This is a genomic window from Nocardia otitidiscaviarum, from assembly GCF_007362295.1.
GTDB lineage: Bacteria > Actinomycetota > Actinomycetes > Mycobacteriales > Mycobacteriaceae > Nocardia > Nocardia otitidiscaviarum.
The window spans coordinates 367,720-380,470 of record NZ_CP041695.1; the positions used below are offsets into that span (position 1 = coordinate 367,720).

Sequence of the window (12,751 nt, forward strand, 5' to 3'; positions counted from 1 at the left end):
ATACTTCGGTCTAATCTCGCCATATGATCACCCACCTGGTGTTGGACGGAGTGCTGGAGGGCGCGCTGGGGTTGGGAATCGACGTCGTCGATACGGCGGCCGGGTTCGCCGACGATCTCCGTCTGCGCCAGCGGGTGGTATCGGTGGACGGCGACCCGGTGCGGTCCGGCACCGGGCGCGATATCGCGGTGACGAATCGTATCCCCCTGGTAGGCAATGAATTCGGACCAGGCGATGTGCTGGTGCTACCCGGTCCGTCGGCGGCCAGCGCATCCCGCGTGCGCGCCCTGCTGGCCCGCCCCGACACGCTGCGCGCCATCGATCTGATTCGCGACGCCGCCGCCAACGGTGCCACGGTGGCCGCCTCGTGCTCGGCCACCTTCGTGTTGGCCGCCGCCGGTCTGCTCGCGGGGCGTGAGGCGACCACCACCTGGTGGCTGGCCCCGCTGTTCACCAGGATGCATCCCGACATCACCGTGCGCGCCGACCGTATGGTGGTGGACGGCGGCTCCGTCCTCACCGCCGGCGCGGCCTTCGCGCACGCCGACCTGGTCCTCGCTCTGCTGGCCCGGCTGTCCGGTCCCGATCTGGCTCACCGGGTGGCCCGCTACCTGGTCCTGGACGCCCGCATGTCGCAGTCGCGCTACATGGTCCTCGAGCACCTGCGCGCCTCCGACCCCACCCTGCGCGCCGTCGAACGACATGTCACCACCCATCTCCACCGCCAACTGACCCTGACCGAATTGGCCAGCGCCGCAGCCGTTTCCCCGCGCACCCTGACCCGCCGCACCCACGAGCATCTCGGCATCACCCCCACGGAATTCGTCCACCGCCTGCGCGTCGGCCACGCCGCCACCCTCCTCACCACCACCCGCGACCCCATCGACGCCGTAGCCGCCGCCGTCGGCTACGCCGACCCCGCCGCCTTCCGCCGCATCTACCGCCGCCACACCGGCGAAACTCCCACCACCACCCGCTCCCGCGCGAACCATCAAGCCTCCGAACGGATCTCGTCGCCCGTCGTGGACGGTGCACCGGTGATCGACCGGACTCCTCGGTCGATCACCGGCCGCTCACGCCGTCGATGAGCTAGCGGGCGATGTCGGCGCACCCGGCGTGGCGGGCGTTCCCGATCGTGTGGATGAGTGCCCGGTGCGCGCCAGCACCCTGGATGATCCCCGGAGTATCGTGAAGTCAAGCAAGATGCAAAAAGTCAAGCGCGGCGGAGGAGGGCCATGGCACAGCGGTCCTACGGTCAATATTGCGGGCTGGCGCGGGCGCTCGATGTGGTCGGCGCGCGATGGAGCCTGCTCATCGTTCGGGAGTTGCTGGTCGGTCCGGCGCGCTACAACGAGCTGCTGAACGGGCTGCCGGGGATCGCGACGAATCTGCTCGCCTCCCGGCTGCGGGAGCTCGAGGAAGTGGGCGTCGTCGCGCGCACCCTCGACACCGAGAGCAACGGTGTCGCGTACACGCTCACGCCCTGGGGCAGGGAGCTCCGCGATACCGTTGCGGCGCTGGTGAAATGGAGCACCCCGCTGATGATCTCCGGCCCGGGGGAGGACACCTTCCGCGAGCACTGGCTGGTGGTCGCCCTCGATGCGCTGCTGCGCGACCGGCGCACCGACGAACCGACGACCATCGGATTCACCGTCGACGACGAAACCGTGATCGTGCATGTCGACGAGACCGGCGCGCGTGTCGAGCGTGGCGGCGAGGATCCCGACACGGTGCTGCGCGGGGATTCCGCCGTCGTGTTGGGGTTGGCCTCGGGCATGCTCACCGTCGAGCAGGCGCTCGCGGCGAGTGAGCTCCGGGGCCGGAAATCGGACCTGCTCGCCGTATTCGGGGGCGCTCGAGTGCGGTAGTCGAACGTGTCGGCATTCGAGTCGGGTGCGAACCCGACCCGTCTGCCGGGAGTGTGCCTCGTGGGCGGTCTGTCGCCCCGGGAGTGTGTCTCGTGGGCGGTCTGTCGCCCCGGGAGTGTGTCTCGTGGGCGGTCTGTCGCCCGGGAGTATGCGTCGTGGCCGATCCGCCGCTCGGAACGTGCGCGCCATCCGAGGTCGCCGAGCTCAGCGCCGCGGTAGTCCGCGCGTGATCGTGGCCGGTTTCGGACCGACGTCAGGTGTTCGGTGCGTCCGGCACCCGCACCTCGATCTCGCCGCCCAGCGCGAAACCGTTCTCCAATCGCAATTCGTCCCCGCTCCAAAACCGGCCCGGGTCATACCAATTGGGGCTGCGGCGCTGCGGTAACAACCTCATCGCCTGATAGGTCGCGGCCACGATCTCCGCGCAATAGGCGTTCTCCAACTCCCGGGCCGCCGCGTCCCGGCGGCGCGGTATGCGGATTCGGCCGCGCAGCCAGCGTCCGGCGAGGCTCGCGGTGGACGGGAAGGGTGTCCCGTCGAGCCGGGCGATGGTGCGCAGCAGGCTGTCTTCCATCTCGCGGGTCACCGGACGATCCAATTGCCGCAACCAGGCCCGCTGGCCGTAGCGGTGCGCCCACACCAGCACTGCGTCGCGCAGATTGTGCAGTTGGACGCCCCGATGCGCCGTACCCGTCCACATATCGGGCAGCGACCGCCCGAGCTCCGCGTGCCAGATCAGCGCGGGCAGATCATCGAGCACCACCGACATGCCGACATGGTTCACCGGACTGTTCGTCGTCATCCGAATCGCCCGATCGGCCGTCGAATACCCACGAAACAACCAGATGTCACCGGTCCTGGTGAGCTCGATCGCCCGGTCGAGTCCGATGCTCGTCCCCGTCATGGACGTAGCCTATGCGGTATGAGGTGGTGGAAGGCAGTGGGATTGGCGGGTGCGGCCGGCGTGGTGGCGACCGGCGTGGTGATCGTGCGCGCCGAGCGCCGCCGCCGCGCGTACACCCCGGACCAGGTCCGCGAACAACTGCACATCCGATACGTGCAGGCGACCGCGGCGCAACAGCCCCCCACCGCTTCCGCGCCCGAGACCCCCGTCGGCCTCCGCGCCCGAATCCGCCAGCGACTGCGCCGCCGCAAACCGCAGAACCCGTCCGTCTAGGCGACGCACCCGAAGACCGCATCGCAGATCACGCCGGGCGGTCGAACTCCCCGTGTGCCGTGCTCGCGGTGAAGGCATCCCACGCGCCGGGGGTGAAAACCAGGGCCGGGCCGGTCGGATTCTTCGAATCCCGCACTCCGACACGGCCTTCGGGCAGCCACGCGACTTCCACGCAATCGCTTGTGGCTCCGCTGTGGCTGCTCTTGAACCATTCGAATCCGGGCTCAGGTCTGGTCATACTCGAACTCCTTCGTGACCCGGCGGATGTACTCCCGGGTTGTGTCCTCGTCCAGCGCGGCGCTCCGAATCGCCGCCGCATATCGACTATAGATCCGCACGTCATCGGGCTTTTCCAGATATACGTCCTGGGTGGGGCCGCCTTCGATGAAAACGAGCGGCGGCTCGATTGGTGCGTCTGTGCCGTGGTCGTCGAACGCGAGGATCGTGAACGATCCATGCGGCAATCCCCAAGGCAGTCCTGCCGAAAACGGATACAGCCGCATGGCGACGTTGGGGCGCTTCGACACCTCGGCCAGATGACGTAATTGTGCTGCCATGACCTGTCGGCCGCCGACCATCCGATGGAGAGCGGATTCGTGCAAGAGAACTTCCAGCACAACAGGATTGGTCTTGCGAGTCACAATGGCCTGGCGCTTCATCCGGTGCTCGATGCGACGGTCGACATCACTGGCGCTGGTGAAACCGGGATATGCGCCGATGACTGCACGAGCGTAGTCGGCGGTCTGCAACAATCCCGGCACATGCTCGTGATAGGTGGTCAGCCGGTGCGCGGCGGCCTCGAGCCCGACGTACATGTTGAACGCGTCGGAGTACAGCCCGCCGTAGGCGTGATACCAGCCTTGCGTCCGAGCGAGTGCTGCGAGATCGATGGCTGCGGCGGTATCCGCGGGACCGACACCGTAGACCTCGCACAGCGCGCGCACGTCCTGCTTGCGCACCTTCTGGGTCTGACCGGCCTCGACGCGCTGGAGCGCGGATGTGGACAGGTCTACCAGCTTAGCGGCAGCGGCGAGAGTGAATCCGTTGGCGTCACGCCACTCGCGTAGGAACCGACCGAGTTGCCGTCGCGGAAGTGTCGAACTCGGGTGGAACTCGGTCTCGTCGTGCGCACTGGCCATACCGGTGTCCCTCTGCGGAATCGGGTCGGTCGGATCGCGAAATCGGGTGCGGTTCCCTGCGTTTCCGGATCAGTCTATGGGGCTTCAGGAGACTTGTTGCCGGGATTCCGATTTTCGTGATTCCGGTCCTTGTCCGGTGCTGTGCTTGGACCACAGCGATGGCATGGGAGGTAACACAATGGCACGTAACAACCCGTGGTCGGTGCAGGCGATCATCGACCGCATCGAACGTGAGAGACGGCAGACTCCCCAGGCTGAACCGGCGACCGGCACGACCGCCCCCATCGGGTACGCCATGCGTGGATTGGGGTCGTGCCACACAGATCCGGGGGACCTGACGGCCGACCGAGCCCACCGCGCCATGCAGGTGCATCTCGCGTGCGGAACGGATCGCTGTCGAGTCCGGCGGCGCGCCCGCGATGCGCTGGTCGCGACCGGACGGATGGTGCTCGATCCGCGCGCCACCCCCACGTCCGTCATACCCTCCAGGTCCTGGCTGGCCCACGTGCGGAACCTGTTCGGCTACGGCGCAACATTTTTCGGCGGCCGCCATGCCCTGCGATGACACCGACCGAATCGAGATCCAGGTCATCGTGGACGTCCTCGACACCATCGACGCCCGATTGCGCGCCCGCGAACGCAACGGCTGGCGCCTGACCGTCCCCCGCACTCACATCTACGCCGCTGTCCTACACGCGGTGATCCGCAGTGCCCGCGCTACCCACATCTTCCCATCGACTCTCGACCGCGCCGCCATCCTCGACACGATCTTCGACGGCATCGAACCGTCCGCGGTCGACGACCGCTGCCCGGTCACCGCCGCCATCGCGGATCACACCGTGAATACGAACTGAATACGGGGTCCCGCGCAGTTCGGCGCGATCACTGTGCGACAGAACGACTTTCAAGGTCCTACCGCTGAACGCGGTGCGCGGGCCGGGGGAGTCTGTACCCGGCCCGCGCGATGACGCGGTCAGTGGCCGCCGTGGCTGTGCTGGCCGCCCTTGACCTTCGCCTCCTGCGGCTGGGCTTCGGCACCCTTGCGCCCGGCCTCGTGCGGGTCGGCGGCATTGGGTTCACCGAAGCTGCCGGTGCTGGCCTGTCCGCCCTTGCTGGCCGCCTCTGCGGTGTCGGAGCGGTTGCCGAACTGTCCGGGGTTGTTCGGATCAGCCATGTGTCACACCTCCTGTGTCGGGAGTTATGAAGTGGATGCGCCCGGTGTGGCCATCCACGTTCAGGCTCTACCCGCCGAGCGACGAACAAACCATCAGCTACTCGAGTAACAGGTCACTGCACCGGTTCGGTGATTCGCCCGCGGCCTAGGCGTAGACAGCGCGAATGGGGATAACCCATCGATACCGGTCGGGTTGAGAAACCAGCCCACCGGTCCCGTGCCGCAGTGGAATCCCGAGAAGGACGCCGATGCGCGCGCGGGGGGTCATACTTGCGTGATGACAGATACTGTCGACCCTGCTCGAGACGCCGTGCCGTGCCCGGGCACCACCGGTGAGCCGAACCAGCTCACCTCGAACGAGCGAGGGTTCGGCAGCTTCCGCTTCTGGTTCGCCACCCAACGCTGGGAGTGGTCGCCCGAGGTGTACCGCATGCACGGCTACGCCCCCGGTGAGATCGAACCGACCACCGAGTTGCTGTTGGCGCACAAGCACCCGGACGATCGCGAACAGGTTGCCGAATCCATCGCGCGGTCACTGACTCACGGCCAGCCCTTCTCGAGCCGCCATCGCTTCCTCGACACCGCAGGCGTCGAGCACCGCGTAATGCTGGTCGCCGACCACATCCTCGACGCCACCGGCACCCCGGTCGGTACCTCGGGCTACTACATCGACCTGTCCGACACCCTCGCCGAGGCCGAACGTCAAACCCTCGACACCGTGATCCCCGAAGTGGTGGAGAACCGCGCGGCGATCGAACAGGCCAAGGGCGTCCTGATGCGCATGTACGACATCAACTCCGACCAGGCGTTCAAGGTCCTGAAATGGCGCTCCCAGGAAACCAACACCAAACTGCGCGACCTGGCCGAAGCCCTGCTCGACGCCCTCCCCCAACTCCCACCCCCACCCCCGAACACCGTGGCCGCATTCGACCACCTGCTACTCACCATCCACGAACAGACCCCCTGACGCCCCGGACAACCAGTCTTCCGCGTCCCCTCGTCACGGCGTCGTCGACGGGATGCGCACCGATTCCGCGACCGTCCGCTCGGCAGCATCGGGCAGGCTGCAGTTCTTCGTGACCATCGTCGTCGCCGCCCGCAACGCCATCGACGGCCCATCACCCTCCGCCGCCTCGAGCTGCCAGCCCGGTTTGTTCTGCACCGCCCGCTCTACCGCATCGAACTGCTCGGCGCTGCTCATCCGCAAGAACTCAGCGCAGGTGACGGGCGACGCCTGCTCGTCGGCGCTCGATTCGCCGGAACCGCAACCGGTGAGCACGCCGAGAGCGGTCGCACCGCCGAGCACGAGGTGGATGAGGTACGGCTGTCGTTGGCAACGCATGCCCGTACTGTAGGTCACCGCTCGTCGTTCACCGATCTCGAAAGACATTGGTAGGACTCGGTATCAGTACTACCGTCTCCGCCCGCAGACCCCCATCAGGCGATCGGTGGGTGCCTGGTGGGGGTCGGCGGGCGGAGGACGCGCTCAGGCAGCGGGGCTGCCGTCCCAGGACACGAGCTTCCAGCCCTTGCCCGGCTTCCCCTTCACGACCACCCGTCCGGTGTTCTGAATCGGGTCGGTCTGCAGTTTGCTCACGTCCACGTTGTCGAGCGACATCACCGCCCAGACCATCATGGCGCCGCCGTGCGAGAAGACAACCGCACGCTTGGTGCCGCGATCCTGGATGCCCTGAATGGAGGCGTCCATCCGCTGCTTGAACTCATGGCCATTGATCGAGCCGGGGATGCGAGCATCCAGGTTGCCCTGCATCCACTGCAGCGGAGCGGCGAAGTACCCCCGCATCGCATCCCGCTCGGGTGTGCCCTCGTAGATCCCGGCCTCGATCTCGTGGAAGCCGCTCTCGACGACCGCTGGACGATCACACCGCTCCGAGACCGGCTCCGCCGTCTGCTGGGTCCGCACCATCGTCGAGACGTACACGCCGTCGATGAACTTGCAGTCCCCCAGCGCCCCGGAGACAGCCTCGGCTTGTACCCACCCCTTGTCGGTCAGCTCAGGACCGGGGACGGAGGTGTCGATGAGGCCGGACGCGTTGCCGGCCGACTCCGCATGACGGACGAAGGTCAGAGTCATTTCACCGGGCGGTGCCGCTACCGCGGTACCGCCTCCAGCCGCCACAACTGCCACCGCCGCGACGACCGATCCGACCATCGTGGACAGGCGAGATGCGATTGATTGCATGGATACTCCTCGAGTGATGCGGCCCACACCGGATAGGGATATGGCCTGCTCAGGGACGGTAGGTCCGGGCGCCGACGGCCGCAAAGAGGTGTCCCGGTGAATGGTCGAGGGCGGGTGTGGTGCCCCGTCTCTCCCAGCGCGCGACGGAGATCCGATGAGAACGTCGCAAGTTTATGTCGAGACCACCCATCCGACCTGCGGGCCGTCTCGAATCAGATAATATGATTTCCGTGAAGATCATGACCGCCACCGAAGTCGCACGTAATCTCTCGGCGGTGCTCGACGAGGCAGAGCACGGCGAGACGATCACGGTTACGCGCGGCGGTCGCCGAATCGCGACGATAATTCCCGCTGCCCGCGAGAACGGCGCGGAGGTCATCGCGTTCTTCGCGGGCCGCACGCCGCTCGAAGGATTTGGCGAGGACATCGAAGCCGCCCGCAAGGTTCTCATCGACGGAGTGAGCGCAGCGTGGGAAGACGACTGATTCTCGACACCGGCGTTGTGATCGCCGCCGAACGCGCAAAGCTCGATCTGGCAACGGTATTGCGCGCTGATGACGACATCGCGATCGCGATGATCACAGCCTCCGAGTTGTACTTGGGCGTGGAACTCGCCGATGCAGTTCACCAGGGCGCGCGGAAGGCGTTCGTCGACGCATTCATCGCGGCCACGCCCGTCGAAGACCACACCCTCGATGTCGCACGTGCACATGCCCGCTTGATGGCATACGTCCGCCGGACTGGCCAGCCGCGCGGCGCCCACGACCTGATCATTGCCGCCACGGCAGCGGCCACGCGCCGGACAGTGGTCACCACCGATACCAAGGCCAACCTCGGCACGCTACCCGAAGTGGACTGCCTGACCTGCTGACCTCCAACGTTTCGCGCACCGCCACAGATGGTTCCCAGGAGCCGAACCAGATCGAAAACGCCGAACCGAGCCGTGAACTTTCGGCTCGGATACCTTGGGAATGCGGATTGGTCGTCGTAGTCGACCGGTGCGGGTATGGCTCGCGCGCAAGGGCTTTCGATGGTCAGGTGCACAGGTTCCAGATGTCGGCAGGAGTCGGCCAGGGTCCGCACATGCGGAGCGCGGTGCGGGCCGAGAGCGTCACCGAGCAGCTGCTGAAAGGTGCCGTCAGGTCGCAGCTTCGAAATAGCGACAAGGGTGGCATTCATCGGCTTCCTTTGTGGTACAGGTTGATTGGTGGCAAGCCAACACCTGTAGGGGGACGAGATGGCGAAGCCGGGCTTCCAGACTGCCGAGATTCTGATCACCGTGAAGACCTACCCCTCTCCGTCGGCAACATACGAGGAGACCGTCTGCGTGGCCGGGGCGCGATTGGACGATGGACCGCCCACATGGATTCGGCTGTATCCGGTGCGGTTCCGCGGCATCGGAGACGAGTACCAGTTTGCGAAGTATGCGCGAGTGACGGTCGATGTTCGGGCTCATGGCGGCAAGGACATCCGGGTCGAGTCGCACCGCCCAGATCAGTATTCGTTGCGTGTCTCCGAACAGGTGTCGGCCAGTCGCGGATGGTCGCTGCGCCGCAGATTACTGGGGGATTTGGTGGGCAGCGTAACCACCTGCGGGCTACGTGCCGACACTGGCTCGGCATCGCACGGTGCGCCGAGATCACTGGGTCTGATTCAGCCAATCGTCGACAAGGTGATTGTCGAGCCGGGCAAGCCCTGGGATGGCGATCAGCTGGCGAAGATTAAGAGAGCCAGCGAGGACACGCTTTTGGGGCCCGGGTTGCCGCCGCTGGAGCCGATGCCGTACGAAGTCCGATACAAGTACAGGTGCCGATCGGAGTCCTGTCCTGGCCACAACCAGAAGGTGCTGGACTGGGAGCTGGGAGAGGCCGGACGCAAATGGCGCCGAAGACACGGCGATGCTGCGGCCAAGCGAATGATCAAGCAGAAGTGGGCCGATCAGATGTGTGATCCATCGGTCGACCTGCACTTCTTTATCGGCAATCAAGCCCGCCGTCACCAGACGTTCTCGATTCTCGGCACGTGGTATCCGCCGAAACTGGCTGAGCTCGACCTCACCTTGTTCTAAAGGTGGAATACTTCGATGTCCGGGGCAGCGGCCTTGAGATGCTCGGCGACGATCGCTCGGTGGCATGTGGCGTGGTCTCGTTCGTAGCACAGCAATGCCACGACACCGCCGTCCAGCAACTCGACCACGTGCGACAGTGCGTCGGCCGCCGCATCTGTGGACAACGCCTCACGGAAACGGGCTCGGCTCGCCGGTTCACCGTTGCGGAATCCGTCACGGTTGTCTTTGGGGTTGCCGAGCGCTCGATGGTGTATGTACTCGATGCCAGCGGCTCGAAGGGATTCCGACAGTTTGGTCTTGGATAGACCTGGCTTGCGTGAGGAGGCGTTCAGGCGAACGTCCACCAGGATCTGCACCTTCTCGAGTAGTAGCCGTTGCACCAGGCTCTCGAGGCTGTGCCCTTCGTACCCGACGCTCACCAGTGCAGGTACCCGCCCGGCGTCCGTGCGGGGAGACTGCAGGTCAACCGGATTCCTCAGCGTTGTCATCCTCACACTCTTCGACGAATGATTGTTCGATCAAGATCGGCCTTCATCACACACTATCGACAGTCTCAGTGCAGCAGAATTCGACCCGATCCGATACAAGTACTTCGTTGCCGGACCGCGGTCGGCGACGGAGCAGGTTCTCGGTTGCCAGATCTTCGGGTGACGCGCAGTCGCGACGTCACTGCTCGCCGAGATCGGCACCGAGTTCGATGCGGCGGCGTCATTTTCGGGCATGACAATGGTGTTAGAGGGTGACGAGGGATCCGATTCCTCGCCCCACAGTGGCGTCGCGGCAGAGTTCGCAGCAGATCCGGCGTTGATCCGCCACCGTCGGTGAACGTGCGACAATCAACTCGATCCGTCAGCGTGCGGACGGTCAGGGGTGGCTCCCCGGGACTAGGCAGACGGCGGTAGCAGCGTTCGCTACGACATCGGGCCCATCCTGATGACTGCCCAGACATACGCTCGCCCGGCACATCGCATCATCCGCGCCAGGTTCACTGCTGGGTGAAGCCAATGACTGCGACGTCTTGGGTGCCGTGACAGACAGCCAGGAGCGCGGACGGGACGGCCAGTAGGACCGTGCGGCTGCACCCACCGTCACGCTCGATCGATTGCACGTCTGATGGGCTGCCATCGGTCCGCCGCCAAGCGCGTATCTGGAGGTCGAACCCACTGTCGAGTTGATAGAGGTCGAATTCGACGAGCTCGTCTGTGAGGAATATTCGGGAATTGTCGGCACTGTCCATGCCTCGGATCCCCTCGACGGTGTATCGGGCGGTGTCGGAACCGATTGCGGCGACTTCGAAGTGGAGGCTGCGGGGACGTTCCGTCCCTAGCCAGCGTTCGAGCAGCACATCGCTGCCGAAGGGGTCGGCGCTGACCGGTCGGTTGTCGGTGATCGGCGTGGTTTCCAGCTGGTCGGGGGAGTCGAGGACGAGGTATGCGTAGTCGCGCCAAGTATTGGTGAGTGGCCACGACACGACCATGGTGTTGGCCATCTTCCGCATGCGAGGGATGGCGTGCCGGGCGCTGGTCGGCTGGTGGTCGATGTCGCGCGTGCCGATCACGGTGCCGCGCTGTGGATCGATGGCGGTGATGCGCCACCAGGTGAGGTTCTCGGTGCTGCACGGTTGGGCACGGTAGATACCGTTGTCGGTCACCTGATCGCTCGGCGCGGCTTCGGCCGCGTTGAATTGTGGTCCACCGCAGTCGGAGTAAGCGGTGTCGGTCAGCCACAAACGTTTTCCGGTGCGAGGGTCGTATCGACTGATTCGGGTGGGGTGGGTCAACACCAGCGGTCCCGGTGCCGCCTCGACCCGGGTGTTCGGGTGTCGGAGCCGCTCCTCCCAAGGGAGACCCGACCGTCTATCGCGGGTGTAATCCGAATCACTCCAGAGAATTTCACCGGTCACCGCGTCGAAGGCGATCAATCCGACCTCGTGCCAGCCTGCGATGACGACCGCACCGCCATCGGTCGATATCAGTGACTCACCTACGTACGCCAGCAGGTGCTGGCCGGACTGCTCACGTCGGTGATAGCGCCACAGCTCGGCTCCGGTGGCACCGTCGTAGGCGGTGATACCGGCACCGGTACCGATCACCGGTCCCCGACCCGCCACGACGATGTCGACACCCGATCCGTCGTCGGGGATGAAGAGCCGATAGTGCTTGGTGCCCAATGCAGTTGGCAAGGCTGGAATTTCGGCAGCGGCGGCTGCGGTCGTGTGGTCGATATTGACGTTGTCGTCGCCTGCCCGGATCGCAGCGGTCGACACACCGACCGAGACCAGCACACCCAAGGCCACGGTTATCGAGACCAGCCGGGCCGAGCGACCGTGCATCCGTCGCCCGCCGAGGATGCCGACCAACGCCGACAGCGTGCCCACAGCGGCCAGGACGTATGCGGCCATGGCCGCCGGTAGCCGCGGAAAGTACGGGTAGCTGCTTCGAACCGTGCCGTACACCGTCAACGGGTGGCTGATCAAGCCCACACCGATCACCGCGACAAGGACCACGACGACAACGCTGATCGCCCAGAACGACACCGAGTCCGCTGAAACGGTGCGACGGCCGACGAAGCGTATATCTCCACGCCGAGCGGCGGCGAAGTTCACGACACCCGCAGCGAGCACTATCGCGCTCATTATCGCCGCACACAGGCCCAACCGCTCCGCCACCCCGACCACCGGCACCTCATTGCTGAGGTCATACAACGGCACGGTGTCGGCCAGGAACCGGCTGTACAGGCCGAGCGCGACCGCATCCAGCAACAGACCGAGGCCCAAGCCACCGATTACCGCGGATACCGCCGCCGGTGCTCTGTCAGGCCGCGAATCCATATCTCCCCCTCCGAGTTTCAGAACAGGCGAATGATAGCCGCCAAGATCACCCTGACCGGACGGTGAATCCGCGATGCCGCTGCGCGGTGCACGAGGACTCGATCGGGAACGCCGAGAGCCCGATGTGTACCTGGCCACAGCGATTGCGACCGCTCGCACGCTGCCGACCTTGCGATCATGGCTATGCTGTTCGCCGCATATGGTCAGCCCGCTGCGGGTCCGGATATCCGGCGGTTCGGAGGGGCGGACCACCGAGGACTGGGGGATACAGGTGACACCGACGGCGTCGACG

At 65.6% G+C, this 12,751-nt stretch carries 16 protein-coding genes; 8 read left to right on the forward strand and 8 right to left on the reverse strand.

Features of this window, described 5'->3' with window-relative positions; all coding sequences use genetic code 11:
• The first annotated feature begins 23 nt into the window (after positions 1–23).
• Both FOH10_RS01385 and FOH10_RS01390 read left to right on the forward strand, forming a co-directional pair.
• Positions 24–1,088 carry a GlxA family transcriptional regulator gene (locus FOH10_RS01385; protein ID WP_143979312.1) on the forward strand — a complete coding sequence of 355 codons (1,065 nt, stop codon included), beginning with the start codon at positions 24–26 and terminating at the stop codon, positions 1,086–1,088.
• 147 nt (positions 1,089–1,235) lie between these two features.
• Positions 1,236–1,868 (forward strand): winged helix-turn-helix transcriptional regulator, encoded by a 633-nt coding sequence (locus FOH10_RS01390; RefSeq protein WP_143979313.1) that lies wholly within the window; start codon positions 1,236–1,238, stop codon positions 1,866–1,868.
• A gap of 253 nt (positions 1,869–2,121) precedes the next feature.
• On the opposite strand, the gene FOH10_RS01395 is transcribed toward FOH10_RS01390, so the two are convergent.
• A complete protein-coding gene (locus tag FOH10_RS01395; protein WP_143979314.1) occupies positions 2,122–2,772 on the reverse strand; it encodes a hypothetical protein in 651 nt (216 codons plus the stop codon).
• 18 nt (positions 2,773–2,790) lie between these two features.
• Between FOH10_RS01395 and FOH10_RS01400 the strand changes: the two genes are divergently transcribed.
• Positions 2,791–3,045 carry a hypothetical protein gene (locus tag FOH10_RS01400; RefSeq protein WP_143979315.1) on the forward strand — a complete coding sequence of 85 codons (255 nt, stop codon included), beginning with the start codon at positions 2,791–2,793 and terminating at the stop codon, positions 3,043–3,045.
• A gap of 28 nt (positions 3,046–3,073) precedes the next feature.
• Here FOH10_RS01400 and FOH10_RS01405 read toward each other — a convergent pair whose 3' ends face one another.
• Together FOH10_RS01405 and FOH10_RS01410 are read right to left on the reverse strand one after the other, a co-directional pair.
• Positions 3,074–3,283, reverse strand: a complete 210-nt coding sequence (locus tag FOH10_RS01405; RefSeq protein ID WP_143979316.1) for a DUF397 domain-containing protein — start codon at positions 3,281–3,283, stop codon at positions 3,074–3,076.
• Complete coding sequence (locus FOH10_RS01410) at positions 3,270–4,184, reverse strand: helix-turn-helix domain-containing protein (RefSeq protein ID WP_143979317.1); 915 nt, start codon at positions 4,182–4,184, stop codon at positions 3,270–3,272. Before FOH10_RS01410 ends, FOH10_RS01405 begins: the two co-directional genes overlap by 14 nt.
• A gap of 551 nt (positions 4,185–4,735) precedes the next feature.
• On the opposite strand from FOH10_RS01410, the gene FOH10_RS01420 reads away from it, so the two are divergent.
• A complete protein-coding gene (locus FOH10_RS01420; RefSeq protein WP_143979319.1) occupies positions 4,736–5,038 on the forward strand; it encodes a hypothetical protein in 303 nt (100 codons plus the stop codon).
• A 119-nt stretch (positions 5,039–5,157) separates the two neighbouring features.
• Here FOH10_RS01420 and FOH10_RS01425 read toward each other — a convergent pair whose 3' ends face one another.
• Positions 5,158–5,358: a hypothetical protein gene (locus FOH10_RS01425; RefSeq protein WP_029931197.1), complete on the reverse strand. Its 201-nt coding sequence runs from the start codon at positions 5,356–5,358 to the stop codon at positions 5,158–5,160.
• A 277-nt stretch (positions 5,359–5,635) separates the two neighbouring features.
• Here FOH10_RS01425 and FOH10_RS01430 point away from each other — a divergent pair, with 277 nt between their 5' ends.
• Positions 5,636–6,325: a PAS and ANTAR domain-containing protein gene (locus FOH10_RS01430; protein WP_143979320.1), complete on the forward strand. Its 690-nt coding sequence runs from the start codon at positions 5,636–5,638 to the stop codon at positions 6,323–6,325.
• A gap of 33 nt (positions 6,326–6,358) precedes the next feature.
• On the opposite strand, the gene FOH10_RS01435 is transcribed toward FOH10_RS01430, so the two are convergent.
• Positions 6,359–6,748, reverse strand: coding sequence for a hypothetical protein (locus FOH10_RS01435; protein WP_143979321.1), 390 nt, complete (start codon positions 6,746–6,748; stop codon positions 6,359–6,361).
• Between the two features lie 96 nt (positions 6,749–6,844).
• Positions 6,845–7,561, reverse strand: coding sequence for a histidine phosphatase family protein (locus FOH10_RS01440; protein WP_143979322.1), 717 nt, complete (start codon positions 7,559–7,561; stop codon positions 6,845–6,847).
• 239 nt (positions 7,562–7,800) lie between these two features.
• Here FOH10_RS01440 and FOH10_RS01445 point away from each other — a divergent pair, with 239 nt between their 5' ends.
• From FOH10_RS01445 to FOH10_RS01455, 3 genes are all read left to right on the forward strand, one after another.
• Positions 7,801–8,046 carry a type II toxin-antitoxin system Phd/YefM family antitoxin gene (locus FOH10_RS01445; RefSeq protein WP_143983795.1) on the forward strand — a complete coding sequence of 82 codons (246 nt, stop codon included), beginning with the start codon at positions 7,801–7,803 and terminating at the stop codon, positions 8,044–8,046.
• Positions 8,031–8,432 carry a PIN domain-containing protein gene (locus FOH10_RS01450; RefSeq protein ID WP_143979323.1) on the forward strand — a complete coding sequence of 134 codons (402 nt, stop codon included), beginning with the start codon at positions 8,031–8,033 and terminating at the stop codon, positions 8,430–8,432. Before FOH10_RS01445 ends, FOH10_RS01450 begins: the two co-directional genes overlap by 16 nt.
• Before the next feature lie 366 nt (positions 8,433–8,798).
• Positions 8,799–9,629 carry a hypothetical protein gene (locus FOH10_RS01455; RefSeq protein WP_143979324.1) on the forward strand — a complete coding sequence of 277 codons (831 nt, stop codon included), beginning with the start codon at positions 8,799–8,801 and terminating at the stop codon, positions 9,627–9,629.
• On the opposite strand, the gene FOH10_RS01460 is transcribed toward FOH10_RS01455, so the two are convergent.
• Positions 9,626–10,117: a DUF488 domain-containing protein gene (locus FOH10_RS01460; RefSeq protein WP_143979325.1), complete on the reverse strand. Its 492-nt coding sequence runs from the start codon at positions 10,115–10,117 to the stop codon at positions 9,626–9,628. The genes FOH10_RS01455 and FOH10_RS01460 overlap by 4 nt on opposite strands.
• A gap of 497 nt (positions 10,118–10,614) precedes the next feature.
• Positions 10,615–12,459: an outer membrane protein assembly factor BamB family protein gene (locus FOH10_RS01465; protein WP_143979326.1), complete on the reverse strand. Its 1,845-nt coding sequence runs from the start codon at positions 12,457–12,459 to the stop codon at positions 10,615–10,617.
• Positions 12,460–12,751: the final 292 nt, after the last annotated feature.

Coding starts and splice junctions, on each gene's coding strand:
- FOH10_RS01385 (WP_143979312.1), top strand. CDS start 24: ATGATCACCCACCTGGTGTTGGACGGAGTGCTGGAGGGCGCGCTGGGG.
- FOH10_RS01390 (WP_143979313.1), top strand. CDS start 1,236: ATGGCACAGCGGTCCTACGGTCAATATTGCGGGCTGGCGCGGGCGCTC.
- FOH10_RS01395 (WP_143979314.1), bottom strand. CDS start 2,772: ATGACGGGGACGAGCATCGGACTCGACCGGGCGATCGAGCTCACCAGG.
- FOH10_RS01400 (WP_143979315.1), top strand. CDS start 2,791: ATGAGGTGGTGGAAGGCAGTGGGATTGGCGGGTGCGGCCGGCGTGGTG.
- FOH10_RS01405 (WP_143979316.1), bottom strand. CDS start 3,283: ATGACCAGACCTGAGCCCGGATTCGAATGGTTCAAGAGCAGCCACAGC.
- FOH10_RS01410 (WP_143979317.1), bottom strand. CDS start 4,184: ATGGCCAGTGCGCACGACGAGACCGAGTTCCACCCGAGTTCGACACTT.
- FOH10_RS01420 (WP_143979319.1), top strand. CDS start 4,736: ATGCCCTGCGATGACACCGACCGAATCGAGATCCAGGTCATCGTGGAC.
- FOH10_RS01425 (WP_029931197.1), bottom strand. CDS start 5,358: ATGGCTGATCCGAACAACCCCGGACAGTTCGGCAACCGCTCCGACACC.
- FOH10_RS01430 (WP_143979320.1), top strand. CDS start 5,636: ATGACAGATACTGTCGACCCTGCTCGAGACGCCGTGCCGTGCCCGGGC.
- FOH10_RS01435 (WP_143979321.1), bottom strand. CDS start 6,748: ATGTCTTTCGAGATCGGTGAACGACGAGCGGTGACCTACAGTACGGGC.
- FOH10_RS01440 (WP_143979322.1), bottom strand. CDS start 7,561: ATGCAATCAATCGCATCTCGCCTGTCCACGATGGTCGGATCGGTCGTC.
- FOH10_RS01445 (WP_143983795.1), top strand. CDS start 7,801: ATGACCGCCACCGAAGTCGCACGTAATCTCTCGGCGGTGCTCGACGAG.
- FOH10_RS01455 (WP_143979324.1), top strand. CDS start 8,799: ATGGCGAAGCCGGGCTTCCAGACTGCCGAGATTCTGATCACCGTGAAG.
- FOH10_RS01460 (WP_143979325.1), bottom strand. CDS start 10,117: ATGACAACGCTGAGGAATCCGGTTGACCTGCAGTCTCCCCGCACGGAC.
- FOH10_RS01465 (WP_143979326.1), bottom strand. CDS start 12,459: ATGGATTCGCGGCCTGACAGAGCACCGGCGGCGGTATCCGCGGTAATC.